The sequence below is a fragment of the Hymenobacter cellulosilyticus genome (assembly GCF_022919215.1).
GTDB classification, from domain to species: Bacteria; Bacteroidota; Bacteroidia; order Cytophagales; family Hymenobacteraceae; genus Hymenobacter; species Hymenobacter cellulosilyticus.
Window position 1 is genome coordinate 4972318 of sequence record NZ_CP095046.1, and the last position, 22645, is coordinate 4994962.

Annotated in this window: 31 protein-coding genes; 12 read left to right on the forward strand and 19 right to left on the reverse strand. The window is 59.7% G+C overall.

From position 1 onward, the window contains the following. Nucleotides 1–38: 38 nt before the first annotated feature. From MUN79_RS24395 to MUN79_RS24410, 4 genes are all read right to left on the reverse strand, one after another. The gene (locus MUN79_RS24395) at nucleotides 39–1457 is read right to left on the reverse strand and encodes an ATP-dependent DNA helicase (protein WP_244675111.1); all 1419 of its coding nucleotides are present in this window, start codon (nucleotides 1455–1457) and stop codon (nucleotides 39–41) included. A gap of 35 nt (nucleotides 1458–1492) precedes the next feature. Beyond that, nucleotides 1493–1813, reverse strand: a complete 321-nt coding sequence (locus MUN79_RS24400; RefSeq protein ID WP_244675112.1) for a hypothetical protein — start codon at nucleotides 1811–1813, stop codon at nucleotides 1493–1495. Between the two features lie 368 nt (nucleotides 1814–2181). Next, nucleotides 2182–2619 (reverse strand): PaaI family thioesterase, encoded by a 438-nt coding sequence (locus MUN79_RS24405; protein ID WP_244675113.1) that lies wholly within the window; start codon nucleotides 2617–2619, stop codon nucleotides 2182–2184. Nucleotides 2620–2653: 34 nt separating this feature from the next. After that, the gene (locus MUN79_RS24410) at nucleotides 2654–2794 is read right to left on the reverse strand and encodes a hypothetical protein (RefSeq protein ID WP_244675114.1); all 141 of its coding nucleotides are present in this window, start codon (nucleotides 2792–2794) and stop codon (nucleotides 2654–2656) included. A gap of 572 nt (nucleotides 2795–3366) precedes the next feature. Between MUN79_RS24410 and MUN79_RS24415 the strand changes: the two genes are divergently transcribed. From MUN79_RS24415 to coaD, 4 genes are all read left to right on the forward strand, one after another. Further along, nucleotides 3367–3837, forward strand: a complete 471-nt coding sequence (locus tag MUN79_RS24415) for a DUF4126 domain-containing protein (protein ID WP_244675115.1) — start codon at nucleotides 3367–3369, stop codon at nucleotides 3835–3837. Between the two features lie 20 nt (nucleotides 3838–3857). Next, the gene (locus MUN79_RS24420; protein ID WP_244675116.1) at nucleotides 3858–4373 is read left to right on the forward strand and encodes an NUDIX domain-containing protein; all 516 of its coding nucleotides are present in this window, start codon (nucleotides 3858–3860) and stop codon (nucleotides 4371–4373) included. Between the two features lie 147 nt (nucleotides 4374–4520). Then, complete coding sequence (locus MUN79_RS24425; RefSeq protein WP_244675117.1) at nucleotides 4521–5363, forward strand: DUF3822 family protein; 843 nt, start codon at nucleotides 4521–4523, stop codon at nucleotides 5361–5363. A gap of 223 nt (nucleotides 5364–5586) precedes the next feature. Then, the gene (coaD, locus tag MUN79_RS24430; RefSeq protein WP_244675118.1) at nucleotides 5587–6066 is read left to right on the forward strand and encodes a pantetheine-phosphate adenylyltransferase; all 480 of its coding nucleotides are present in this window, start codon (nucleotides 5587–5589) and stop codon (nucleotides 6064–6066) included. On the opposite strand, the gene MUN79_RS24435 is transcribed toward coaD, so the two are convergent. Genes MUN79_RS24435 through MUN79_RS24445 form a run of 3 tightly spaced genes read right to left on the reverse strand, consistent with a single transcriptional unit; the run spans nucleotide 6063 to nucleotide 7269 of the window. Next, the gene (locus MUN79_RS24435; RefSeq protein WP_244675119.1) at nucleotides 6063–6545 is read right to left on the reverse strand and encodes a hypothetical protein; all 483 of its coding nucleotides are present in this window, start codon (nucleotides 6543–6545) and stop codon (nucleotides 6063–6065) included. The genes coaD and MUN79_RS24435 overlap by 4 nt on opposite strands. A 20-nt stretch (nucleotides 6546–6565) precedes the next feature. After that, on the reverse strand, nucleotides 6566–6838 hold the full coding sequence (locus tag MUN79_RS24440) for an NUDIX hydrolase (RefSeq protein ID WP_244675120.1): 273 nt from the start codon (nucleotides 6836–6838) through the stop codon (nucleotides 6566–6568). Then, nucleotides 6778–7269, reverse strand: a complete 492-nt coding sequence (locus tag MUN79_RS24445) for an NUDIX hydrolase (protein WP_244675121.1) — start codon at nucleotides 7267–7269, stop codon at nucleotides 6778–6780. Before MUN79_RS24445 ends, MUN79_RS24440 begins: the two co-directional genes overlap by 61 nt. Nucleotides 7270–7474: 205 nt before the next feature. On the opposite strand from MUN79_RS24445, the gene MUN79_RS31450 reads away from it, so the two are divergent. After that, a complete protein-coding gene (locus tag MUN79_RS31450) occupies nucleotides 7475–7768 on the forward strand; it encodes a metallophosphoesterase family protein (protein ID WP_311136585.1) in 294 nt (97 codons plus the stop codon). Here the strand turns inward: MUN79_RS31450 and MUN79_RS31455 are convergent. Continuing rightward, a complete protein-coding gene (locus MUN79_RS31455; RefSeq protein WP_311136586.1) occupies nucleotides 7741–8001 on the reverse strand; it encodes a hypothetical protein in 261 nt (86 codons plus the stop codon). The genes MUN79_RS31450 and MUN79_RS31455 overlap by 28 nt on opposite strands. A gap of 357 nt (nucleotides 8002–8358) precedes the next feature. Beyond that, nucleotides 8359–8541: a hypothetical protein gene (locus tag MUN79_RS24455; RefSeq protein ID WP_244675122.1), complete on the reverse strand. Its 183-nt coding sequence runs from the start codon at nucleotides 8539–8541 to the stop codon at nucleotides 8359–8361. A 115-nt stretch (nucleotides 8542–8656) separates the two neighbouring features. Between MUN79_RS24455 and MUN79_RS24460 the strand changes: the two genes are divergently transcribed. Beyond that, nucleotides 8657–9697, forward strand: coding sequence for a threonine aldolase family protein (locus tag MUN79_RS24460; protein ID WP_244675123.1), 1041 nt, complete (start codon nucleotides 8657–8659; stop codon nucleotides 9695–9697). On the opposite strand, the gene MUN79_RS30390 is transcribed toward MUN79_RS24460, so the two are convergent. Next, the gene (locus MUN79_RS30390; protein WP_262922939.1) at nucleotides 9694–10095 is read right to left on the reverse strand and encodes a Na+/H+ antiporter NhaA; all 402 of its coding nucleotides are present in this window, start codon (nucleotides 10093–10095) and stop codon (nucleotides 9694–9696) included. The genes MUN79_RS24460 and MUN79_RS30390 overlap by 4 nt on opposite strands. After that, complete coding sequence (gene nhaA / locus MUN79_RS24465; protein WP_262922940.1) at nucleotides 10040–10876, reverse strand: Na+/H+ antiporter NhaA; 837 nt, start codon at nucleotides 10874–10876, stop codon at nucleotides 10040–10042. Before nhaA ends, MUN79_RS30390 begins: the two co-directional genes overlap by 56 nt. A 210-nt stretch (nucleotides 10877–11086) precedes the next feature. On the opposite strand from nhaA, the gene MUN79_RS24470 reads away from it, so the two are divergent. Genes MUN79_RS24470 through MUN79_RS24480 form a run of 3 tightly spaced genes read left to right on the forward strand, consistent with a single transcriptional unit; the run spans nucleotide 11087 to nucleotide 12376 of the window. Further along, nucleotides 11087–11743 (forward strand): metallophosphoesterase, encoded by a 657-nt coding sequence (locus tag MUN79_RS24470; protein WP_244675124.1) that lies wholly within the window; start codon nucleotides 11087–11089, stop codon nucleotides 11741–11743. Beyond that, a complete protein-coding gene (locus MUN79_RS24475) occupies nucleotides 11730–11888 on the forward strand; it encodes a hypothetical protein (RefSeq protein ID WP_244675125.1) in 159 nt (52 codons plus the stop codon). Before MUN79_RS24470 ends, MUN79_RS24475 begins: the two co-directional genes overlap by 14 nt. Continuing rightward, entirely contained in the window at nucleotides 11858–12376 is a 519-nt protein-coding gene (locus MUN79_RS24480) for a DNA-3-methyladenine glycosylase family protein (RefSeq protein ID WP_244675126.1), read from the forward strand. The genes MUN79_RS24475 and MUN79_RS24480 overlap by 31 nt, the downstream gene beginning before the upstream one ends. A 1-nt stretch (nucleotide 12377) precedes the next feature. Here MUN79_RS24480 and MUN79_RS24485 read toward each other — a convergent pair whose 3' ends face one another. Genes MUN79_RS24485 through MUN79_RS24495 form a run of 3 tightly spaced genes read right to left on the reverse strand, consistent with a single transcriptional unit; the run spans nucleotide 12378 to nucleotide 13801 of the window. Next, complete coding sequence (locus tag MUN79_RS24485) at nucleotides 12378–12593, reverse strand: hypothetical protein (RefSeq protein WP_244675127.1); 216 nt, start codon at nucleotides 12591–12593, stop codon at nucleotides 12378–12380. Between the two features lie 34 nt (nucleotides 12594–12627). Next, nucleotides 12628–12876, reverse strand: a complete 249-nt coding sequence (locus tag MUN79_RS24490; protein WP_244675128.1) for a hypothetical protein — start codon at nucleotides 12874–12876, stop codon at nucleotides 12628–12630. A gap of 7 nt (nucleotides 12877–12883) precedes the next feature. Then, nucleotides 12884–13801 (reverse strand): DUF58 domain-containing protein, encoded by a 918-nt coding sequence (locus tag MUN79_RS24495; RefSeq protein WP_244675129.1) that lies wholly within the window; start codon nucleotides 13799–13801, stop codon nucleotides 12884–12886. 271 nt (nucleotides 13802–14072) lie between these two features. Between MUN79_RS24495 and MUN79_RS24500 the strand changes: the two genes are divergently transcribed. The 3 genes from MUN79_RS24500 (at nucleotide 14073) to MUN79_RS24510 (ending at nucleotide 16209) form a co-directional block, all read left to right on the forward strand. Continuing rightward, entirely contained in the window at nucleotides 14073–14429 is a 357-nt protein-coding gene (locus MUN79_RS24500) for a DUF3276 family protein (protein ID WP_244675130.1), read from the forward strand. A gap of 447 nt (nucleotides 14430–14876) precedes the next feature. Continuing rightward, nucleotides 14877–15977 (forward strand): redox-regulated ATPase YchF, encoded by a 1101-nt coding sequence (gene ychF / locus MUN79_RS24505; RefSeq protein ID WP_244675131.1) that lies wholly within the window; start codon nucleotides 14877–14879, stop codon nucleotides 15975–15977. Between the two features lie 22 nt (nucleotides 15978–15999). Beyond that, nucleotides 16000–16209, forward strand: coding sequence for a zinc ribbon domain-containing protein YjdM (locus MUN79_RS24510; protein ID WP_244675132.1), 210 nt, complete (start codon nucleotides 16000–16002; stop codon nucleotides 16207–16209). A 94-nt stretch (nucleotides 16210–16303) separates the two neighbouring features. On the opposite strand, the gene MUN79_RS24515 is transcribed toward MUN79_RS24510, so the two are convergent. The 5 genes from MUN79_RS24515 to MUN79_RS24535 form a co-directional block, all read right to left on the reverse strand. After that, on the reverse strand, nucleotides 16304–17638 hold the full coding sequence (locus MUN79_RS24515) for a M1 family aminopeptidase (protein ID WP_244675133.1): 1335 nt from the start codon (nucleotides 17636–17638) through the stop codon (nucleotides 16304–16306). Nucleotides 17639–18647: 1009 nt separating this feature from the next. Further along, nucleotides 18648–19865, reverse strand: coding sequence for an ABC transporter permease (locus MUN79_RS24520; RefSeq protein ID WP_244675134.1), 1218 nt, complete (start codon nucleotides 19863–19865; stop codon nucleotides 18648–18650). A 10-nt stretch (nucleotides 19866–19875) separates the two neighbouring features. Further along, the gene (locus tag MUN79_RS24525) at nucleotides 19876–20772 is read right to left on the reverse strand and encodes an ABC transporter ATP-binding protein (RefSeq protein ID WP_244675135.1); all 897 of its coding nucleotides are present in this window, start codon (nucleotides 20770–20772) and stop codon (nucleotides 19876–19878) included. Between the two features lie 169 nt (nucleotides 20773–20941). Continuing rightward, on the reverse strand, nucleotides 20942–21712 hold the full coding sequence (locus MUN79_RS24530) for a CPBP family intramembrane glutamic endopeptidase (protein WP_244675136.1): 771 nt from the start codon (nucleotides 21710–21712) through the stop codon (nucleotides 20942–20944). Between the two features lie 116 nt (nucleotides 21713–21828). Continuing rightward, on the reverse strand, nucleotides 21829–22569 hold the full coding sequence (locus MUN79_RS24535; RefSeq protein WP_244675137.1) for a LytR/AlgR family response regulator transcription factor: 741 nt from the start codon (nucleotides 22567–22569) through the stop codon (nucleotides 21829–21831). Nucleotides 22570–22645: the final 76 nt, after the last annotated feature.

A 22645-nucleotide genomic window follows, 5' to 3' on the forward strand; every position in this document is an offset into this window, starting at 1 on the left:
TCACATTTATGTGCTATCAAATTTCTAGTAATCCTTTTCTACCGGAGCGTCCCCACGAGCTTCTGGTTGAAGTTCAGCAGGAAAAGCCGGTCGGAGGCCCGGGTAACGGCCGTGTAAAGCCAACGGGCAAACTCGCTGTTGACCATGTCGTCCTTCAGAAAGCCGTGATCGACAAAAACGGCCTGCCACTGTCCACCCTGGGCTTTGTGACAGGTCAGGGCATAGGCAAATTTTACCTGCAGGGCATTCAGGTACGGGTCTTTGCGCAGAGCTGCGCTCTTGTCCTTCTTGGTAGTGAGGTGGGCGTAATCCTCGGAAATGACTTTATAGAGCTCATTGCTCCGGTCGGCGGGCAGGGCCGGGCTTTCGGTGTGCAGCGTATCGAGCAGCAGCTTTACTTCCTGCTCCTCCTCGTCGGGGTAATCCACGAACCGCACGCGGGCATCGGCAAAACGGAAGCCGAACTCATCCTGCCGCCGCACGATTTTGGTTACCTGCACGAAGTCGCCGTTGGCCAGAAAGCCCATTTCCGAGTCTTTGGGCAGCCAGAAATAGTTGTTGCGCACCACCATCAGGTAGTCGCCGGCCTCGATTTCCTCCTCGGCATCAAACAAGGTGCGCCGAATCATCTGGTTGTAGAGGTTGGCGTTTTTGTTGGAGCGGCAGATGATGGTCGTGTTTTCGTGACCGAAGTTCTTGTAGGCCCAGCGCAAGCCGTCTTCGAGCTTGTCGCCACCGACGCGGAAAATATCGGGGTAGCCCTTGGTGAAGAACTGGATACTGGGATTTTCCTGACGCAGCTCTTCGCGCAGGGCCGTGGCGTTCATCAGAATGCCCGATTCCTCGGCCTGGCGCATTACCTGGCGCAGCTCCACGCCGTCCACCTTGGCCCGAAACCGGTGAGTCAGCAGCTCTGGGTCGAGGGCTGGGGAGAGGAGTTGGCCCACTGGTGGCAGCTGAGCCGTGTCGCCGATAACGAGGAGCTTGTTGCTGGGCTTTTCAAACACGAAGCCCATCAAATCGTCGAGCAGGCCGTTTTCGCCGAACGACTTCTCGTCCGAAATCATCGAGGCTTCGTCCACGATGTAGAGCGTGTCGGTGGTACGGTTGGGCTGGCGCTGAAACGAGAGGCCCTGGGAGGGCGTGCCGGAGGTCTGGCGGTAGATTTTCTTGTGAATGGTGCTGGCGCCTACGCCCGAATAGGCGCTCATCACCTTGGCGGCACGGCCGGTGGGCGCCATCAGGGTGTATTTGCGCTGCATGCGGTGCAGCCACTGCACCAGGGCACTGACCACGGTGGTTTTGCCCGTACCGGCGTAGCCGCGGAGCACGAACACCTTACGGCCGGGCAAATCGTCTTTCAGAAACTCGTCGAGCTTATAAAACAGCGTGGCCTGGTCCTGGGTAGGTTCGAAAGCAAAAAAGTCGCGAACGGAGGGAGTGCGAACAGAAAGCATAGAAAAGAAAAAGGGAAGCGGGCCGCAAAGGCCATTTAGTCGAGCCGGGCCGGATTGACCTCGCCCAGAATCTTCTGCAAGAACACCATTTCGGTGCTAGAAAGTCCCGCCCGGCGCGCACTATCTAGCGCCGTGGCCCGGAAAGTAGCCAGGGCTTGCGCCCGGTTGTCGGCGGTAGACATATGGGCGCTGGTCCCCCACACGACCCGCTCCCTCAGGCAGGACTCAGGATGCTGCTGCAAATACTTTAGCAGCAGCGTAAACTGCTGGTGCCAGATAGTGGCTGCTGCCTCATCTACTGCTTCTGTTACGTACCCGTCACTCCGGCAGGCTACGGAATCAAGTGAATGGAGCATAGGCACTAATCCCTCTACTGCTACTTGCTGTTGAAGCTGATAAATGTTCGCCAGCAGTAGACTATCGTCGGGCGGAGGCAGCGGAATTCGTTGAGCAGACTGCATGACGTTGTCTGGCACTGCTTTGTCCTGGGAGCAGCTAGCTAGCAACAGCAAAACGATAAGCAGTAATGATTTTGACATGTACCCAGACTTGTAAGACAGCCTACTTTTGTAAGCCTGAGGGACTATTTGCCTACAAATGACCATTGAACTGGCGACATACTCCTTTCAGATACTCACCGAATAATTGACTCTCAATCTTCCGTGGTAAGGGCAGAGCCAGCTGCAACTTTAGTTCGTGAAAGGGTGGCTGCAGAATTTTAGCCCTACTGCGGCTCCACGACGGCCATAGTTGCCGACGCTTTAGCTATCAGCACGTCGTCGCACCACACCTCGGCTTCGCAGAAGTGCAGGCGGCGGCCGGGCTTAAGCACCCAGCCGATGGCCCGCAGCGTATTGCCCATGCCGGGCCGCAGATAGGTGGTTTTCAGTTCGGCCGTGACCACGCCGGTACCGTCGGGCACCAGTGTCACGGCGGCAAAGCCGGCGGCCAGATCAGCCATGGTAGCTACTAAACCGCCGTGGGCGAAACCCAGGTTTTGGTGGTGGCGCTGTTCGAGCGGCAGCTCAAATATCACCCGGCCGGGCTCAATGGTGGTGAGGTCGGCACCAATGAGGTGCATAAAGTGCTGGCGCTGCAGCTTGCGGCGGATGCGAACTTCGAGGCTTTCGACGTTCAATTCAGGATGGGCAGAAGTACTCATTGCCCAAAGGTACGCACAGCGCCGGCAGCTAGGGTTAGCCGCGTTTGTTCAGCAGCTTGGGCACGCTGCGCAGCAAGAGAAGGGCAACCAGGCCGCTAACAGCCACCAATGGCACAGCCGATGACTGAATGCGCCGGTACTGGGTGCGGCCCTCACGGATTTCGATGTAGCCCACGGGGGTAAGCAAAACGCCACCACCGCCGCCGGAACCAGCTCCGGCTTTGCCCTCGGCATCACCGCCGCCCCCGCCCCACCGAAGCCATAGCGGGCCTTAGCTACCGGGATAACCGTGACTCCCTCCCGCTCTACCGGGGTGCCGTAGATGGCCTGGGCCGTTACCGTCGAGCTTAGTTGCTGCGCTAATTGCTCAACCATAGACGAAGCAGCGGATGCAGTAGCCACACCGGAGGAAGGGGCAGGTGAAGAACTCATGGGCGAAGACAATGAAGGTGAAACAGATGTCGTTTCCTACGTATTGGGCAATAGGAAAGGTGAAAAGGCGGCTGTTAAACGCTCTTCCTAGTAAGGCAGCACGCTACGCAACAGGCCGTTGCTTACTCGGTTACCGGGAAAATGCGCTTTTTTGGCGGCGCTTCGCGTATGGGGCGTAGCAACATTGAAATGGCAAGAACATGGAACACCTAGACTATTTGGTAGCCGGGGACTAGGCCTGGCGCTGGCAGCCTGCAGCGGCTTTCGAGTCTTTGTGCCCTGTTGGCCGCCAACCTGGCTTACCTCACGGGCTTCATGGCGCCGTCGGCAGGCTTCGAGTGGTTGGGTACCTGGCCCGCTTTCGGGGTGCTGGCTACTGCCACGCTGGCCGAAATGCTGGCTTATTACGTGCCAGTCATTGACAACCTGTTGGATACCATTACCACGCCAGCCTCGTTTATTGCCGGCACCCTGCTCATGACCTCGGCCCTACCCCACCTCGACCCAATGGTGCGCTGGGGCCTGGGCATACTGGTGGGCGGCGGCACGGCCGGCATGGTCCAGAGTGGGACGGCCCTGCTGCGGGCGGGCTCCACGGCTACTACCGCCGGCTTCGGCAACCCAATTCTGGCGACCCTGGAAAACTTTTTGGCCATTGTCGGTTCTGTACTGGGGCTGTTCCTGCCGCTGATTATGGCCGGGTTGGTAATCGTGCTGCTGCTATACTTAGCTGGCCGGTTCCGGCGTTTGTTTTTTCGCCGCCCTTCCCCGCCCGCCAATCCTTAATTCCCTCTTGCTGATTTCCTATGCTTCCTCCCTCCACCGCTTCTGCTGCCATTCCCGACTCACTGCTTCAGGCCTATACCGGACAAGTACGGGTGCGGGCCTGCGGCATGCTGATTCACCAGGGCGCCATGCTGCTGACCGCCCACCGGGGCCTGCTGGCAGGTGGGCTGCCGTTCTGGTCGCCGCCCGGCGGAGGCTGGCAGTTCGGCGAAACTATTCAGGAGTGCCTGCGCCGGGAGTACCAGGAAGAAACGGGCTTGCAGGTAACCGTGGGCCGCTTTCTGCACCTGCACGAGTTCAAAACCGCTGACTTGCAGGCTTTGGAGCTGTTTTTTGAAGTGAAGCTGGTAGATGAAACCGCTACCCCCCGCCTAGGCTCCGACCCCGAGCACGGCCCGGATACCCAGCTGCTGACTGAGCTGGCTTTTCTTACGCCCCGGCAGCTGGGCGCCCTGCTGCCCAGCCAGGTGCACCCCATCATGCGCCACGTCATCAGCCCCGACGACGTATTCATTCCCCACATCCTGTTTCAGTAGCGCTGCGGCAGACTAGCTTTCCGGAAGTAAATCGGTTTGCGGGCCTTTCGTACCTTTAACGGCCTCTTTGCCGCTACTTGCCCGTCCTGCCGTGTCTTCTTCCACTTTGTCTGCCGCCCCTTGCCACTTTTCGCTCCGCCTGTTGCTTTGCAGTCCCTGCGTGACGAAACGCTGGAAACAGCCTCGCCGGCCGGCTGCAACCTTTACCTGACTGCCGGGGCCAATGGCCTGCGCCTGGGCGTGGCCGATATCCGGCGCAACAAGTTTGTGGCCCTGGAAGACTATGCGCTGAACCCACAGGCCTCTTGGGCGGAACAGCTGCAGGCCCTGGCCCAGGAAAATGACTTGCTCAGCCAAACCAGCTGGAACCAGGTGCGGCTGGCCGTGCAAAACCGCTCCTTTACGCTGCTGCCTGCCCCCCTGCTGCGCCCCGGCGACGAGGCCGCCTACCTGCGCCTGCACCACGCCCTCGACCCGGAGCACGAAACCGTAGGCCGCTACGGCCATTCCAGCCTGGAAATGGTCAGCGTATTTGCCGCCGAAAAAGCGTTGACCAGCTGGTTTCGCGCCACCTACCCCACGGGCAAGATGCTGCACCACACCAGCGCCCTGCTCGAAGGCATCATTCACCAGAGTGAGGTGGGAGCTCCCCGGCGGCTCTACCTAAGCCTGGGCCATCAGGAAGTAACCATTGTGGCCGTGCGTGACAAGCGCCTGGAGTTCTGCAACGTCTTTGCCTTTGCCACGCCTGAAGACCTGATTTACTACACCATTCTGGTGATGCAGGAGCTGCAGCTCAACCCTGACCAGGACGGCGTGGTCGTATGGGGTGACCTGATGCACGACTCCGAGCTCTTTACCATTCTGCGCAAATACATCCGCAACATCCGCTTCGGTAACCGTCCCTTCGACTTGGTGTACAGCTACCGCCTCAACGACCTGTTCGAATACCGCTACTTCGAGCTCTACAGCCTGCATCTGTGCGAATAGCATAGCCCCAGCCATATGATTAGCCGAAGGAATCTGCCCCTGCGCAGTATAACTCGCTCTGTTATCAGAAAGCCCTTTCCCGCAACAACGAGAAAGGGCTTTCTGATAACAGGTGCAGTTCATTTCAGCCGGTAGAGCACGTCGGCCTCATAATGCCAGATTACAAGGTGCAATAACCTAGTTTTTCCCACCTTCGCGCTACGAACCTCAAACTCTGCGAAGCATGAAGCGCATTGCTCTCTTTCCTGGCTCCTTCGACCCGTTCACGAATGGTCACCTCGACGTGGTACGCCGCGGCACCCAGCTTTTCGACGAAGTCATAATCGCCATCGGCAACAACAGCAGCAAGTCGCGCTACCTGCCCGTGGAGCAGATGGTAGGCATGATTGAGGAGGTGTTTCGGGATGAGCCGCAAGTACGGGTGCAGGCTTACAAAGGGCTGACGGCTACGTTTGCCCGGGAAGTAGGCGCCAAGTTTCTGCTCCGCGGCCTGCGCAATACCACTGATTTCGAATACGAAAACACCATTGCCCAGGCCAACCGCCACATGAATCCCGAACTGGAAACAGTGTTCCTGATTACCTCGCCGGCTCTGGCCGCCATTAGCAGCACCATTATCCGCGAAATTCACCGCTTCGGTGGCAACGTGGACACCTTTGTGCCCTTCCCGCTACCAGCCTATCAGCCACCGACTGCCAGCTAGCGGCGCGACACCATCCGGACGCCAGAAATGGCCTGGGGCCGCTTGGGGTCTGGCACGGGCAGCACAATGTACTCGGGCGCAGTCATCACCAGGTTGCCGCGGCGCATAAGTTCGTCCTCGTCGGAGCCGATCAGCACCATATCCAGCACCTTGCGCGACTTGGCATTGAAGGTAACCACGATGGTAGAGCCGTTTTTCTCGAAGGTGTTGATCCAGTCGGCACCCTTCGTGGACTTCATCTGCTCGGCATTCGGTTCCAGGCCAATAGCCTCATCTTTGCTTTCCTGGGGCGCACCCAGGGCCCGGCGCACCTGGTCGATGTTCTTACCAACCAAAGAGGGCATATCCAGCTGGCTCGGGTTAGCCGCCGTACCCTGCTCGGTGCGGGGGGCGCTGTTTTCGGAAGCATTCTGGCTGCCGGTACAGGCGGCAAACCCGCTCAGCAACAGAACGAAGGGTAGGTAGCGGAACGGGCGCATAAGCGGGGGTTGAGGGTAAATTATTTTTCTTTGGCCGGCTCTTTGGCCGACTCCTTACCGGAGGTTTCCCCCAGGTAATGCCGCACGACCAAAGCAATAGAGGCGTACGCTTCATCCAGAACGCCTAAAGCCTCCTGGGGCGTCATCCAGCGCACTTCCTCGATGTATTCCTCGGCTTGAGGCTTCATCAAGGAGTCGTCGGAGCAGCTCATGATATACCAATTCGTCTTTTTCAGGATTTTGTTGCCGTTGTAAGCATAAGAGTGCCAGGTGCTGGGCAGTTCTTCGCCCATTTCCACCTTAATGTTGCACTCCTCCTCCACTTCGCGCAGGGCCCCAGGCCAGGATCTTCATCCTTTTTGAGCTTGCCCTTGGGCAAATCCCACTTGCCGAGGCGGTAGATCATCAGCACCATGCCGTCCTTCACCACCAGGCCACCGGCGGCCTTCACGATGCGGAACTGGTCTTTCAGGTGCAGAATGAGCCGCTTTTTCTTACGGGCCAGCAGCGTCAGCGACTTAAGTCGCTTAAGCTTCTTTACTTCCATCAGCCGCAGAATCCGGTCGATGAAGGGGTCCGTGACGTCGCGCACGAGCACATCGCCGATCAGATCTTTGGAGCTGAACTCATCCTCCGCGTTCAGAATCAGGTCGTAGCGGTGCTTGTATATTTTCTCGCTGTTCTTTTTGATGATCAGCGGAATATCGTTGATGAAGACGTTCATCGCAGGGTAATCAGAGGGCAGAAAATGAGGAAGTGGCGCCGAGGTCCATTGCAAAACACAGCATAAAAATCGGCAAACGGAAATCAGGGAAAGCTGGGCAAGATACGGGATGCAGCCGGTTCTGTTGCCGGCCCTAGCGCAACGGTGGTTTTCCCAAACCACGGGTTAGGCGTAAGCTCTAGAACGGCCTTACTTTTACGCAGCCATGAAAAAAATCGGTTTACTTTCTGACACCCATAGTTACTGGGATGAGCGCATCCTGCACCACCTGCGTGGCTGCGACGAAATCTGGCACGCTGGCGACTTCGGCACCGCGGCCGTCATCGAAGCACTGGAGGCCGTAGCGCCTCTGCGCGGGGTATACGGCAACATCGACGGCCGCGACGTGCGCCAGACCCAGCCCTTGGTACAGAACTTCGAAATAGAGGGCCTGCGGGTGCTGATGACGCACATTGGCGGCTACCCGGGTCACTACTCCCCGCCGCCCGCCCGCTGGTAACCCAGGAGCGCCCCGGACTTTTTATTTCCGGGCACTCCCACATTCTCAAAGTCATGCCCGACCCCAAGTTGGGCCTGCTCCACCTGAACCCGGGCGCGGCGGGCATGCATGGCTTCCACAAAGTCCGGACGATGCTGCGCTTCGAAGTTGCCCAGGGCAAAGTCCAGCAGCTGCAGGCCATAGAGCTGGGCTTGCGCGCCGCTGGGCGGGGAGGCAGTGAGTGAATTACCCATTCCGTCATTGCGAGGAGGCACGACGAAGCAATCCGTCCTCGGCAAAGTACGAAATGACCTTTACCCGGAAAGCCCTGACGTGAGCGTAACGTCAGGGCTTTTCAGTTTAGAAAACTCGGCACATTTCAGAGGACGGATGGCTTCGTCATTCTTCCTCTCAATGACACAGAAGTTCTCTATGATAAGCGCAAATAAAAAGCGCCTTTTTCCGGAGAAAAAAGCGCTTTTTATTGAAGTCTGTACGAAACCCGCCGATGCGGAGAGCGGGCCGCTGAACGGGCGCTTTCCGACCTGGAAACTATGCCCTGCTCATCGGCCTGGCGTACGGGCTGTCAGCATCCTTGCGGATGCAACGACTTAGGCTTCAGTCGTGGTAGCAGGAGCTGCAGAAGCCGAGCCACCGTTGAAACGGGACTTCAGTTCATCCAAGTCCACGTTCTTCAGAACGGGGGTCAACAGCAGTTGCTTGATGATACGCTGCTTGTTGTTGGCACGCGCAATGTTCTTGCGGTGCTTACGCTTCAGTCGGGTGACGCTCATATCCGGGTCGGTTAAAGTCTTTTTGTAAAGGAGGGGCAAAAGTAAGTCTTATTTTTGAATCGGGAAACAGTTACCCGTTCTTCCTTGTCTTCATCCTTTCGTTTTGCTCCCAGCTATGTCTGAACCCATTATCGATTTACGCTCCGACACCGTCACCCGGCCCTCGGCCGAGATGCTGCACGCCATGCTTCATGCTCCCGTCGGCGACGACGTGTACGAGGAAGATCCGACGGTGCGCGAGCTGGAAGAAATGTCGGCGGCCCGCTTCGGGCTGGAGGCCGGCCTGTACTGTCCTTCCGGCACCATGACCAACCAAATTGCCATTAAAGCCCATACGGAGCCCTTGTCGGAAGTCATCTGCGAGCAGACGGCCCACGTGTATTTGTGGGAAGTGGGCGGCATTGCTTTTCACTCAGGCGCCTCGGTGGCCCTGCTGCCCGGCGACCGGGGCCGCGTGACGGCCGCCCAGGTGGAAGCCGCCATCCGGCCCGCCAACAACGTGCACTACCCGACTTCCAACCTGATTTGCCTGGAAAACACCAGCAACCGGGGCGGCGGCAGCTGTTATTCCATGGAAGCCATTGCCAGCATTGCCGAAGTAGCCCAGCGCCGCGGCCTGGCGTTGCACCTCGACGGGGCCCGCATCTTCAACGCCTTGGTAGCTACGGGACAGGACGCCGCCGATTACGGTAAGTACTTCGACTCGATTTCGGTGTGCTTGTCGAAAGGGCTGGGCACGCCGGTGGGCTCGGTATTGCTGGGTTCCAAGGCCTTTATTCACAAATGCCGCCGGATTCGCAAGGTGATGGGCGGGGGCATGCGGCAGGCCGGGATTCTGGCCGCGGCCGGCATTTACGCGCTGGAGCACAACGTGGCGCGCCTAGCCGACGACCACCGCCGGGCCCAGGAGTTGGGTGCTACGCTGGCTGCTCTGCCTTACGTGGCCGAGGTTCTGCCCATCGAAACCAACCTAGCCATTTTCCGCCTCCAGGACGAAATTGCCCCCGAAACCTTCCTGGCTCAGTTGGAGCAGCAGGGCATCCGGGCCTCGTCGTTTGGGCCCCAGATGATTCGCTTCGTAACCCACCTCGACGTGGACGACACGATGATAGAGCGGGTAAACCACGCCCTGCAAAACCTGAGCGTACCGGCTTAAGCCTCTATTTCTGCCTCCGAAAGGCCGACGGGAGCCTCGCTTTCGTCGGCCTTATCGGCGAAGTGCAGCACAACAAGGCCGGCCACGGCCGCCAGCAGGGAGCCCAGAATGACGGCCAGCTTAGCCAGGTCTACCCGGGACGGTTCGTGAAACGAGAGGTTGGCAATAAAGATGGCCATGGTGAAGCCAATGCCGGCGGTAAGGCCCAGGCCCAGCATTTTAAACCAGGTAACCCGCTCGGGCAAGGCCGAAATGCCAGCTTTGACCGTAAGCCAGGTAGCCCGAAAATACCCAGCGGCTTGCCCAGCAGCAGCCCCAGCGCCACACCCAGCCCCAACGGACTCAGCAGTTCCCCACCGACTCGGAGGAAATGACGATGGCCGTATTGGCCAACGCAAAAATGGGCAGAATCAGGTAGCTGATGGGTTTGTGCAGGGCGGCTTCGAGCTTTTCAATGGCGTCGGTGGGAATGGTCAGGGCCAGCAGCACGCCGGCAATAGTGGCATGCACGCCCGATTTGAGCACGAAAAACCACAGGCCCAGGCCCAGTAAAAAGTACAGCGGCAGCCAGGTTACCTTGAGCCGGTTGAGCACGACCAGCGCGGCAAAGATGCCGGCGGCGGCCAGCAGATACGTCAGGTCGAGGCCGGCGGTGTAGAACAGGGCAATGATGAGCACCGCAATCAGGTCGTCGATGATGGCCAGGGCAGTAAGGAAAACCCGCAGGCCGAGCGGTACTTTTTCGCCCAGCAACGACAGAATGCCCAGGGAAAAGGCAATATCGGTGGCCGTGGGCACGGCCCAGCCGTGGCTGGTGGGCGTGCCGACGTTGAAGGCCAGATAGATACCCGCCGGCACCAGCACGCCGCCAACCGCCGCCAGAATGGGCAGCAGGGCCTGCCGCATGTCGGTCAGCTCCCCGTAGAGAACTTCGCGCTTGATTTCCAGGCCCACGGAAAAGAAAAACACGACCATCAGGCCGTCGTCAACCCAGTGAGCCAAGGTTTTTTCCAGCGGCCCCCAGCCCAGCGGGGTTTCCCAGAAATGCAGGTAGCTTTGTCCCAGACCCGAATTGCTTATTAGCAAGGATATAACGGTGGCCAGCAACAGCAGCAGGCCAGACAGCTTACCACTTTCGGACAGCTCCCGAATCGGGACAAGGATTTGGCGTAACGGCATTAGGTAAAAGCTAGGGAAAGAAAACTCACCGACCGGCAAGCCAGAGTAAGACGCGGGCAGAGGGCGGATAAGCTTGGTCTGCCGCAGACAGCCGCAGAATTAAGTGGTCCGTAAACCTACTACTAAGAACTTACTTCCATCTTTACGCCGTGGGGGCCCCGCGCGCCGCATTTTTTCTTTCCTCCGGCCAGTTTGGCTCTGCTCTACCTTATGAATCTGTTTGTTATCGGCGACGTGCACGGCTGCTACCACACCTTCCTGGAACTGCTCCAGCACTGGCAACCCGAGCAGGAGCTACTAATCCAGGTGGGTGACCTGATGGACCGCGGCAAATTCGCCCCCGACACCGTGGAGCTAGCTATGCGCCTAAGCGCCCGCCACCCCGAGCGCACCATTTTTCTGAAAGGCAACCACGAGGTGGGCATGACGCGCCACTACGGCCCCCAGGGCCCCTACCCCAACTGGCTGCTCTGGGGTGGGCGCCTCACCGTGGGTCAGTACCGGCAGCACCCCGAACTGCTGGCTACGCACCTGCCCTGGCTGCAGCAACGGCCGCTGTTCTGGGAAAGTGAGTTCGTGTTTGTGAGCCACGCTGGGCTGGCCGACACGCCCAATCCGCTCGACGAAGACAACCCCGACGGTATTTTGTGGCGGCGCGGGCCACTGCGCAACATTGGCAAGCTCCAGGTCATCGGCCACACGCCCACCAACGGAGCCGCCGACTTTGACCCGATTCACCACGTGCTGAATATCGACACCGGCGCCGTGTACGGCCAGGCCCTAACCGGGGTCAGGATCAAAGCCAATGGCGACGTGCTGCAGGTTATTTCCGTGCCCACTAATCCTCTCGACAGTGACCGAGTCTGAGCTGAACCCCGCCCCTGCTACTGAAGCCGCCCTGCGCCACCTGCGCCAAGCCGACCCGGTTTTGGCCGCGCTGATTGACCGGGGCCGCTTCATCAAGCCCAGCCCCACGAAGATTTGTACCTGGCTCTGCTGCGCGCCATTGTAAGCCAGCAGATTTCGACCAAAGCCGCTGCGGCGATTTGGAAAAAGGTGCAGGGCCTGTTTTCGCCTGACGGCTACCCCGAGCCGGCGGCCCTGCTGCTGCTCACCGACGAAGACCTGCGGGCCGCCGGCATTTCGCGCCAGAAAGCGGGCTACTTGCGCGCCATTGCCGGCTTTGCCCAGCAGGGTCAGCTCGACCACGCCCACCTCAGTCAGCTCGAAGCCGAGGCCTTTACCCAGCACCTGACCCAGATTAAAGGCGTGGGCCGCTGGACCGCTCAAATGCTGCAGATGTTTGCCCTGGACCAGCCCGACGTGTTTCCCGAAGGCGACCTGGGCATTCAGAACGCCATGCGCAAACATTACGGACTAGAGGAAACCGGCCGGGCCCTGCTGCGCCGCATGACCGAGCTGGCCGAGCCCTGGCGCCCCTACCGCACGTTGGCCAGCAAATACCTCTGGCAGTCCTTGGACAATACGCCCGAGGGGTAGCCTACCGCGTGTCGGGGTCCGAGCCGGGGTTGTTTTCGGCCGCCCGCTTCTGGTCGAAGTAGGTGACGACCATGGACACGAAAATAGCTATGCCGGGCACGAGCAGGCCAAACAGCATCCAGCGCCACAAAGAGCGGTTGTTCATGTGGGCTATGTAGCCCGTGAGCAGGGCTGAGGGCAAACACACGAATACGAGCAAAAGAATATAGTCCAGCACAACAGGGCAGGTTAAGAAAATAAGAGGTGAGCCGCTAGCGGAAGCGGCTCGGAATCTGGACCAGCTGGGTTTCCAGCTGCCAGTCGGCGGGCTTCAGGTTGGGGTAAAACCAGGCAGCATCCTCGGCCAGCCACTGCTGCCGGAAGCTGCGGCTGCTCTCCACCGAGTAGTCGTCGACGCCAAACTGGGCGCCGCAGCACTCACAGGTGCCGTAGTCCGGCGTGTCGTCGTTCGGCCCCAGGGCGACACGTCGTAGTCGAGGCCGCAGACGCGGCAGTACCACGCCCCCATTACCGGACCTTGCCCCGCTTCACCAGATACGCGTACAGCACCTTGTCGAACGGCTCCCGGATGTCGACGGGCACGAAGTCGATGCGGTACTGCCCGCAGCGCAGGGCCAGCTCCTGCTCGTACTGCTGCATGGCGGCGCGGTACTGCTCGCGCACCTGGGCCGGCTGCAGCTTTACCTGCTCCCCGGTTTCGACGTCCTCAAACAGGTAGGGCCGCTCGGCAAAAGCAAATTCCGACTCCGTGGCTCGGTCCATGATGTGAAACAGCAACACCTCGTGCTGCTGGTGGCGCAGGTGCTGCAGCGCGGCCAGGCTGGCGGTTTGCTCTTCGGGGTTGCGGCCCAGCATGTCGGAAAACAAAACCACCAACGAGCGTTTGGGAATCTGCTGGGCAATCTGGTGAATCACGCCCGACACGTCGGTGGCCCGGCGCGGGGCGGCGGGGCGCTCCAGCAGCTGTTGCAGCGTCAGCAGCAGGGTATGGCGGTGCGAGGTGGTGGAGCGCACGGGCGTCTGCAGCTCAATCTGGTCGGCGAAGGTCACCAGGCCCACCGCGTCGCGCTGCTTCTGCAACAGCGTGGTCAAGGCCGCGGTACAGAGCACGGCAAAGCGGAGCTTGTCGTGGCTCGGGGCCGGGTAGTACATACTCGGACTCACGTCGAGCAGAATGTGGCAGCGCAGGTTGGTTTCCTCTTCGTAGCGTTTTACAAAGAGCTTATCGGTGCGGGCCAGCACCTTCCAGTCGATGTGGCGGGTGCTTTCGCCGGGGTTGTAGAGGCGGTGCTCCGAAAACTCCACCGAAAAGCCGTGGTAGGGCGACTGGTGCAGGCCCGTAATGAAGCCTTCCACGAGCTGGCGGGCCAGAAACTCCAGGTTCTCAAACGAGCGGACGGCGGCCAGATCAAGCGGTTGGGACATCGGTGAAGGTATGAAGTGGTGAGATGATGAAATAGTAGCCGGCAGCGTCGTACATAGACTTTGCTGGATATAATCCTGCTTTCCGCATTTATCTAGATTTTTCCCTTCCGCGTCCAAAAAAGCCGCCTGCAAAAGCCTCAAGGCCTAAAACAAAGATACCCGGCATTTTGTGGAAAAAAGTTGACCTCAATATTTTTATATACGCTTGGAACACTTTACTTTGGGTTGCAATTCAATCATCTTGGAATAAATCAACCTATTTGAAGGCACCGTGGAAGACCGTCACGATCAGGAAGAAATCTACTCCCAACGCATTAAAGCTGGCAAACGCACGTACTTTTTTGATGTAAAGGCAACGCGCGGCCAGGACTACTATCTCACCATCACAGAAAGCAAGCGCAAGCTGCGCGATGATGACACGTTTTCCTACGAGAAACACAAAATCTTCCTCTACAAAGAAGACTTTGCCAAGTTCGTAGACGCCCTGCAGGACGCGGTGGACTACGTACGCGAAGAGCTGCTTACCGAAGAGGAAGTAGCCGAGCTGGACCGCCCCCGCCCCGCCTACGACAACTACGAAAGCGGCGAGCCGGGTTTCAATCCCAACCGCTCCGACGACAACTACTAGCCCCGACTTTTAGCGAAACACTGCTCTACTCCTTTTAGTACTTCAGATCCTTCGCGCGGCGCGCTTTGACCTCCGGGTCAAGGCGCGCCGTTTTTTGTGGCCTATACCAAATTATTCTCTGTCATCCTGAGCAAGGCGAAGGACCTTCCTCGCTATCCTACTGCGGTTCATTCAATGTGAAAAGCTATTCGCTGTAGCGGTAAAAGGTGGTACTACCGGTGGTGGAATAGACGAGGAAGGTCCTTCGCTTTGCTCAGGATGACAGACGGAGAAGTTACCATTGCGGTAAAGATGCTTCGGCTGCGCTCAGCATGACGTTCTACTTTGCCCTCTGCTCGCTGCCTTTATATTCACCAAGGATTCCCCGAAAAACAGCCGTACCTTTGCCCCTCGAATTGCGCCTGTAGGGCGTAGCTCACCATTTCACCAACTCACCATTTCACTATTATGGGTCTCCGCTGCGGAATCGTCGGTTTGCCGAACGTGGGTAAGTCCACGCTGTTCAACGCCCTTTCGAACGCCAAGGCCGAATCGGCCAACTATCCTTTCTGCACCATCGAGCCCAACGTGGGCGTGATTACCGTGCCCGATGAGCGCCTCCAGATTCTGGAAGCCCTGGTGAACCCCAAGCGCGTACTGCCCACCATTATCGAGTTTGTGGACATTGCCGGCCTGGTAAAAGGCGCTTCCAAGGGTGAAGGTCTGGGCAACAAGTTCCTGGCCAACATCCGCGAGGTCGATGCCATCATTCACGTGGTGCGCTGCTTCGAGGACCCCAACATCGTGCACGTAGCCGGCGGCGTCGACCCCGTGTTCGACAAGGACGTTATTGACACCGAGCTGCAGCTCAAGGACCTGGAAAGCATCGACAAAAAGCTGCAGAAGTCGGAGCGCTCGGCCAAGGCCGGCGACGCGGCAGCCAAGAAAGAAGTAGCGGTGCTGCAGCGCTTTAAGGCGGCCCTGGAAGCTGGGCAGAATGCCCGCGCCGTGCAGGCCGACGAGGTGGAGCTCGAAGCCGTAGCCGATTTGCAGCTGCTCACCATCAAGCCCGTGATTTACGTGGCCAACGTGGACGAAGCCAGCATCAAGACCGACGGCAACCACCACGTAGCCGCCCTGCGGGAGCACGTGAAGGCCGAAGGCGCCCAGGTGGTGCTGGTATCGGCGGCCATTGAGGAGCAGATTGCCGATATGGAAGACCCCGAGGAAAAGGAAATGTTCCTGGCCGAGTACGGCCTCACCGAGTCGGGCCTGAACAAGCTGATTCGTGCCTCCTACGAGCTGCTGAACCTGATTACCTACTTCACGGCCGGGGTGCAGGAAGTACGGGCCTGGACCATTCACCGCGGCGACAAAGCTCCGGCCGCGGCGGGCGTTATCCACTCCGACTTCGAGAAAGGCTTTATCCGCGCCGAGGTTATCAAGCTGGCCGATTACCAGGAGTACAAGACCGAGGTAAAAATCAAGGAAGCCGGCAAGATGGCCGTGGAAGGCAAGGACTACGTGGTTCAGGACGGCGACATCATGCACTTCCGCTTCAACGTATAACCCTTTTACTTCCAAAGAGCTTATGGACGTAAAAGACAGCAACGGTAACCTGCTCATCGAGGGCGACTCGGTGACGCTGATCAAGGACCTTAAGGTGAAAGGCTCGTCGCTGACCCTGAAGCGCGGCACGGTGGTGAAAAACATTCGCCTAACCAACAGCCCCGCCGAAATCGAGGGCCGCGCGGGTGGCTCCACGATGGTGCTCAAAACCGAATTTCTGAAGAAGGCCTAGCTCAGGCTAGACTTCCAGCAGAGTTTCACAATACAAAACGCCCCGGCCAATGTGGTCGGGGCGTTTTGTGTTACGGGATACAGCCAGGGTTTAGCTAGTTGATCTGAATAGCGTCGTGGCTGTTGTCTTCCGGTTTCCGGTCGATGAGCAGGTAGTCCGGGTCGACCACGGCTTTCACGGGCAGGGCGGCGACGGTGAGCCGTACTACTTTGCGGGAATTGGTGACCAGCAGCCGTTGGCGGACCAGCACCTTGTTCCCAGCGCCGTACAAGGCCACGTCGATGTAGTCGTGCAACGGAGCCTCTGTTTCCTTGCCCAGCGCGTCGGCGTAGCGCTTGTGGGCCTCCAGTTGGATGATGGCCTGGTAGCGGCCGTCGGGCAGGCGCTGGTAGGCTGCTTCCCGCACCTGGTTGTCGTAGAGCGTAATGCGCTTGAGCTGGTCGGTTACCAGGTATTGCAAGGAGTCGGGCGTGGCGCGCAGGATGTAGCCGTACAGATCTTCGGAAGTAGGATACGGGGCGGGACGGCCCTGGTAGTCGCGCGCAAACTGGCTGAGCGCGCCGTGGAGGCGTTGTTCACCCAGGTAGCTGCGCAGGGCATACAGCGCCACGGCACCCTTGGCGTAGTGAATGTGGGGCTGGTCCTCGTTATAGAGCAAAGGCAGCTCCCGCACCTTCTCGCTGGCCCGGCCGCGCAGGTAATTGTCGAGGGAATGACGGCGCACCGACAGCACCCGGGCCGCACCATACTGGCGCTCCAGCATCAGGGTGGAAAGATACTCGGAAACAGATTCCGACATAAACGTGGCACCCTGCACGGCGGCCCCTACTACCTGGTGAGCCCACCACTGGTGCGCCATTTCGTGGGCTACCACCCGGTAGGTGCGGTCCACGTCGCGGTCTTCGGGGCTGGGCTGGGCAATAAAGCCGAGGCCTTCGGAGTAGGGCATGGTGCCGGGAAACGCCTGGGCAAACTTCTGATAGCGCGGAAACTCGATGATGCGGGCCTGCTGCTGCGGATACACCCCAAACTGCTGGCCGTAGTACGCCAGGGAGGCGCGCATGGAGTTCATCATCCGGTCCAGGTTGTAGGGGTGACCGGGGTGGTAGTAGATTTCCAGGTCGACGCCGTTCTGCCGCTCCCGCCGCACCTTATAGCGGGCCGAGGTGATGGAGTAAAAGTTGAGCACCGGCTGGGCCAGGCGGTAGTGGAAGTAGCGGCGGCCGTTCTGCTGCCATTCCTTCAGCAAAGAGCCCGGGGCTATGGCAATCTGGTCGGGGCTGGTGCTGACCGTGGCCTCGAAGCGCAACCGGTCGGCGTCGGTGGAAATGTAGCTATTGGCGTAAGCAGCCGAGTCGGACTGGGGCGCCATGCGGAGCCGTTCGGGCAAATCGAACTTGGCGCGGTCGGTGGCACTTTCCAACTCCATATTCCGGGTGTAGCCAATGGTGGGCGCTAGCTCGAAGTTATTGAGGAAGGTGCCGTTGCCATTGATCAGGGGCCGGGAAACTTTGTTTTCAAAGCCCGGGCCTGATACTGAGCCGAGTAGCCGAGTACCAGGGAGTCGCCGGGGGCCAGAGCCGATTGGAGCACGAAGCTGCGGAAGTGCAGGCGCTGGTCGTTGAGCACGGGCCGGGCGCCGGGGATACTGAACTGGAAGTCTTCCAGGTAGGTACCGTAGGACAGGCGCAGGGTGTCGAGCGGGCGGCCGGTTTTGTTTTTGAGCGTCAGTTGCCCCCGTACCTGCACGGCGCGGGCTTCGGGCGCGAGGTCTACCTGCAGATTCACGGCCGTTACGCGGGGCTGCGGGGCGTGCTCGTAGCGCTTATAGTGCTTTTCGTAATCTGCCTGCAGGGCCTGGTCCTCAGCCTCAGTAGTGTAGTCGTTGCGTACGTCGATGTTGTAGTAGATCCAGCCGCCCAGGCCCAGCCAAGAAACCAGCCCGGTAGCAGCCACAGCCCGCAGCGTGGGCGTAAAGGACTGCCGCAATTGCGTAGCACTGAATGCTCCGCTCACGGCCCGGCCCCGCACCCACAGCCCGGCCGTGAGGGCCACGAGCAGCACCGTAAAGGACATCCAGTAGAGCTTAAACCACACGATGCTTTCGGCGAAAGGCCCGAAGCCGTTCATGTCGGAGTAGGTAAAGGTGGGTGTGTCGGCGAAGCGGAAGAGGTTGTTGTTCCAATCGAGGGCGGCGCCGCTGATGGCCTGCAGCAGGATGATGGCCACCGTCAGGCCATAGGCCAGGAATTTGTTGCGCAGCAACACGTGCAAGAACACCGTGCCCACAATGACCATTAGGTAGCGGGTAAACTCGATGCCAAACACGGCCTGCCCATAGAGGCTCCATTGAAAGTTGGTGTAGCCCTGCAGGGCCTGGGCGCCCACGCACACCAGCACGCCCATCGTCGTCAGAAAGGCGGTGATAACCACCAGCGTCAGCATTTTAGCCGCGTAAGGCACCCACGACGGACGGGGCGAAGCGTCCAGGATACCGTCGAGGCGGGCGTCCTGTTCTTTCCACACCAGGGCCCCGCCGTAGTACACCAGCACGGCCAGCACGAAGGTGGCGTAGGTCCCATTAATATGGTCGAGCATGGTATAGGTGACCGGGTAGAAGTGCCCACCTTCCCGCTCCGCCCCGTGGCCGCAACGCTGAGCAGGTTGAGCAGGCCCAGGCCGAGCAGAATCCAGAACGGCACGCTTTTCAGAATGCCAAACAGGTCGAGGCGGGCCTGCTGGGTGAGCTGTACCAGGGCGGCACCCCGGTCGTGGCGGGGCTGCACCTGGGGCCGGGGCGTGGGCGCGGCGGCACGCACCGGAGCGGGAGCATCGGCCAGGCGCTGCTTTTTGGCTTTGCCGGTGGAAGTGGTGAAGGAAAACACGCCGTGGGTCAGGCCCATCAGGGCGCCGGCTATGCCCAGCCACACGAGGCGGTTGGTGAGCAGCGGGCCGGCGAAATCCAGCACCGCGGTGTTTTTCTCCGATACGGTCCAGTACTTGGTCAGGGAGTGCAGGGTACGCAGGCCAAAGGGGTCGAGCAGCAGCACGCTGGCCGGCGTGTCCAGATTAGGCGTCAGCAAACCGACCAGCACAAAGCCCATCATCAGCCCCAGGGCGCCAATGAAGGCGTAGACCGTGTTGCGCGTCAGCACTGTGAGGCAGTATACAATGGCCCCGGCCAGCACCACGTTGGGCACGATAAACAGACTGACGGCCTGCAGGTAGGGCGCCAGTTGAAACGCGCCCACCCGGGCGGGCTCGTTGAGCAAAGTACCCAGCACAATAGCCAGCAGCATGCCCAGCAGGGCCAGCACGGCCACCAGCACCCCGCCCGTGAAGCGGCCCCAGAGGTAGCCGCCCTTTTCGAGCGGGGCGGCATACAGCACCTGGGCGTAGCCCGAGCCCGAGTCGCGGGTGGCCGTGCTGGCCATGATGGCCGTGATAAAGAGCAGGCAGAGCATGGTCATGGCCCCGGCCCGGCTCAGGATGGCGAAGGGCGCGTTGACGTTCAGATTGCGCAGGTCCTGGCCCATCTGCAGGTTGGGCCAGAGCATGGCCAGAAACGTTATTCCGAAGGTAACGGCCAGGAAGATATAGGTGAGCGGCTGCTTGCGCCAGGTAGCCAACTCGAAGCGGAGAAAAGCGGTAAACATGGCAGTGGGCTTAGGCGTGGAGAAGAGTTGACTGCACAGCTTTCCCCTGAATGGTGGAGAAAAACACGTCTTCCAGACTGGGCTCCACGGCCTGGAACCCAGCCGACTCCAAATCGTCGCCGCACACGTGCAGCAGGGGTTGCCCGGCCAGCAGCTTGGTCGAAATCACCTGGTACTGCTGCTGGTACTCGGCTAGCTCAGCCTTCTCGATGGTTCTTTCCCAGATGCGGCCCTTGAGCTCCTGCATGGCGGCCTGGGGCTGACCGGCAAACAGCACCCGCCCCTGGTTGATGATGGCCATGTTGCGGCACAGCTCCCGCACATCGTCCACGATATGGGTGCTCAGAATGACGATGATATTTTCCCCAATTTCGCTCAGCAGGTTGTAAAACCGGTTCCGCTCCCCGGGGTCGAGGCCGGCGGTGGGCTCGTCGACGATGATGAGCAGGGGATTTCCGATGAGAGCCTGGGCAATGCCAAAGCGCTGCTTCATGCCGCCGGAAAACGTGCTGATGCTGCGCTTGCGCACTTCGTAGAGGTTGGTTTGCTCCAGCAGGGCCTTCACCGTCTCGCGCCGCTCCCCGCGGTTCACAATGCCCTTGACGACGGCCATGTGGTCGAGCAAGTCCTCGGCCGACACGCGGGGGTAGACGCCAAACTCCTGGGGCAGGTAGCCCAATACCCGGCGCAGGGCCATTTGGTCGTGCAGCGCGTCGATGGCGTCGAGGTGGATGCTGCCGCTGTCGGGCGCCTGCAGGGTGGCAATGGTGCGCATCAGGGAGCTTTTGCCGGCGCCGTTGGGGCCGAGCAAACCAAACATGCCCTGCGGAATGGTCAGACTCACGTTGTCGAGAGCTTTCACCCCGTTGGGGTAGGTCTTCGACAGGTTTTTGATGATTAGGTCCATGCGGATAGGAGTTTAGGAGCGGTGTCGTGGCGCCTGCCACGCGGTTTTCTGCCGTAAACATGCCTTTCTTACCCGCGCCCGGCAACGTGAAATGAGTAAGTGGTCGGTGCCGGCTAGAATCCGGCAGGCCTGGGCGAGGCCCCGCCGGACCGGGGCGACGCCCTAGCACTCAAAGGATGTGGTAAAAGATGAAGTAGCTCATCGTCACGTTGAACAGCGCGTGCGCCACTATGGCACCCAGCACTGAGCCGCTTTTGGCGCGGCCCAGGGAAAACAACAGGCAACTGACGAAGAGCGCCGCCACCCAGAGCAGACTGGGCCCGGGCAGAAAGTGCCAGCTTGAACCTGAGTACACCAGACCAAAATGCGCGAGGTGAACCCCGGCAAACGCGGCGCTGTCGAGCAGCGTAGCCCGGGCATTGCCCATGCTCGCCCGGAAGCATTCGTGCACTAGTCCCCGGTAGAAGAGCTCTTCTCCGATGGGGCTAAACAGCATACTGATGCCGGCGTAAATCAGGAAAAACAGCCGGCGGGTGTCTTCAGTCAGCACAATCGGCACCCGGTAGGTGCGGGAAATGTAAACCAAGGGGTTGCTACCTGTCAGGCCGAAGCACAGCGTGGCCAAATAAAAAAGCACCGCGCAGCTTACCACGCCCAGCACACCGCCGAGCAGTACGCCGCCCCAGCGCGCGGGCCACACCAGGCCGATTTGCCGGCGGCCGGCCCGGGTCAGCAGCAGGAAGGGCAGCAGAATCATGGCCACGAAAATCAGGGCCACCACCTGGTAGCTTTTGGTGACGTTGGCCTGCAGTACCAGCGCAAAGCGGGTGAGACTGAAAAAAGCCAGCAGCCAGCCGCCGGTTCTGGCGTTTAAATCTACATACCGGCCTGCAAATGGCTTAAAGTACTGTTCAGTCGGAATGAGCACGGGCGCCGGCATAAATTCAAGGTGTTGAAGTAGTTGATCAGCTCAAAAAAGACCAAATAAAGGCATACTGAACTGCGCAACTGCTTGCTGGCCGGTTGCGGCGGGGCGGTAGTATCGGGCAGGCCGCCTCAGACCTGGAAACGCTTCATCAGCTCGTCCTTTTTGCGGCGCGAGACTTCGATGATGGAGTCGTCGGTGAGCTGCACGTAGCCCCCGCTGCCCTTGATGTAGCGCTTCACGTGGGCCGCATTGATGAGGTGGGACTGGTGGACGCGGATAAAGCCGTAGTCGGCAAACAGCTCCTCGTACTCCTTGAGCGTGCGGCTGACCAAAATCCGCTCCTTGCCTTCGAGCACGAAGAGCGTGTAGTTGTCGTCGGCCTGGCAGCGCACCACGTGGGCCACTTCCACCACTTCGAAGCCCTGCATGGTAGGCAAAACGACTTTGCCAGCTAAACCCGTACGCTCCCGCATGTTGTCGTAGAAGGTGTGGAGCTGGGCGGCTACCGGAGCTTGCTGCCGCTGGGTTTTGGCCACGGCTTCGCGCAGGTCAGTTACGCTCACCGGCTTGAGCAGGTAGTCCAGGGCGCAAAACTTGATGGCGCGCAGGGCGTACCGGTCGTGGGCCGTGGTGAAGATGATGTCGAAGGAGGCCGTGCCCAGCATGTCGAGCAGGTCGAAACCCGAGCCCAGGGGCATTTCCACGTCCAGAAACAGCAGATCGGGCGTTTGCTGGCGCAGCAGCTGCAAGCCTTCCTCGGCCGAGGCCGCCTCCCCGATTATCGTGACCTCGGGGCAATAATGCTCCAGCAGGGCGCGCAACGCGGTTCGAGTGTTGGTTTCGTCGTCGATAAGAATAGTGCGGGTCACGGGCAGAGGCAGGCAGTACGTAGCGGAGTTGGCAGCAAGGTATATAGGTTGAAGCCTATACCCAACCGCCGCGCCG

Excerpts from the sequence above, each read along its gene's own strand:
- MUN79_RS24395 (WP_244675111.1), bottom strand. The coding sequence starts at position 1,457 with ATGCTTTCTGTTCGCACTCCCTCCGTTCGCGACTTTTTTGCTTTCGAA.
- MUN79_RS24400 (WP_244675112.1), bottom strand. The coding sequence starts at position 1,813 with ATGCTCCATTCACTTGATTCCGTAGCCTGCCGGAGTGACGGGTACGTA.
- MUN79_RS24405 (WP_244675113.1), bottom strand. The coding sequence starts at position 2,619 with ATGAGTACTTCTGCCCATCCTGAATTGAACGTCGAAAGCCTCGAAGTT.
- MUN79_RS24415 (WP_244675115.1), top strand. The coding sequence starts at position 3,367 with ATGGCGCCGTCGGCAGGCTTCGAGTGGTTGGGTACCTGGCCCGCTTTC.
- MUN79_RS24420 (WP_244675116.1), top strand. The coding sequence starts at position 3,858 with ATGCTTCCTCCCTCCACCGCTTCTGCTGCCATTCCCGACTCACTGCTT.
- coaD (WP_244675118.1), top strand. The coding sequence starts at position 5,587 with ATGAAGCGCATTGCTCTCTTTCCTGGCTCCTTCGACCCGTTCACGAAT.
- MUN79_RS24435 (WP_244675119.1), bottom strand. The coding sequence starts at position 6,545 with ATGCGCCCGTTCCGCTACCTACCCTTCGTTCTGTTGCTGAGCGGGTTT.
- MUN79_RS24440 (WP_244675120.1), bottom strand. The coding sequence starts at position 6,838 with ATGGGCGAAGAACTGCCCAGCACCTGGCACTCTTATGCTTACAACGGC.
- MUN79_RS24445 (WP_244675121.1), bottom strand. The coding sequence starts at position 7,269 with ATGAACGTCTTCATCAACGATATTCCGCTGATCATCAAAAAGAACAGC.
- MUN79_RS31450 (WP_311136585.1), top strand. The coding sequence starts at position 7,475 with ATGAAAAAAATCGGTTTACTTTCTGACACCCATAGTTACTGGGATGAG.
- MUN79_RS31455 (WP_311136586.1), bottom strand. The coding sequence starts at position 8,001 with ATGGGTAATTCACTCACTGCCTCCCCGCCCAGCGGCGCGCAAGCCCAG.
- MUN79_RS24455 (WP_244675122.1), bottom strand. The coding sequence starts at position 8,541 with ATGAGCGTCACCCGACTGAAGCGTAAGCACCGCAAGAACATTGCGCGT.
- MUN79_RS24460 (WP_244675123.1), top strand. The coding sequence starts at position 8,657 with ATGTCTGAACCCATTATCGATTTACGCTCCGACACCGTCACCCGGCCC.
- nhaA (WP_262922940.1), bottom strand. The coding sequence starts at position 10,876 with ATGCCGTTACGCCAAATCCTTGTCCCGATTCGGGAGCTGTCCGAAAGT.
- MUN79_RS24470 (WP_244675124.1), top strand. The coding sequence starts at position 11,087 with ATGAATCTGTTTGTTATCGGCGACGTGCACGGCTGCTACCACACCTTC.
- MUN79_RS24495 (WP_244675129.1), bottom strand. The coding sequence starts at position 13,801 with ATGTCCCAACCGCTTGATCTGGCCGCCGTCCGCTCGTTTGAGAACCTG.
- ychF (WP_244675131.1), top strand. The coding sequence starts at position 14,877 with ATGGGTCTCCGCTGCGGAATCGTCGGTTTGCCGAACGTGGGTAAGTCC.
- MUN79_RS24510 (WP_244675132.1), top strand. The coding sequence starts at position 16,000 with ATGGACGTAAAAGACAGCAACGGTAACCTGCTCATCGAGGGCGACTCG.
- MUN79_RS24515 (WP_244675133.1), bottom strand. The coding sequence starts at position 17,638 with ATGGAGTTGGAAAGTGCCACCGACCGCGCCAAGTTCGATTTGCCCGAA.
- MUN79_RS24520 (WP_244675134.1), bottom strand. The coding sequence starts at position 19,865 with ATGTTTACCGCTTTTCTCCGCTTCGAGTTGGCTACCTGGCGCAAGCAG.
- MUN79_RS24525 (WP_244675135.1), bottom strand. The coding sequence starts at position 20,772 with ATGGACCTAATCATCAAAAACCTGTCGAAGACCTACCCCAACGGGGTG.
- MUN79_RS24530 (WP_244675136.1), bottom strand. The coding sequence starts at position 21,712 with ATGCCGGCGCCCGTGCTCATTCCGACTGAACAGTACTTTAAGCCATTT.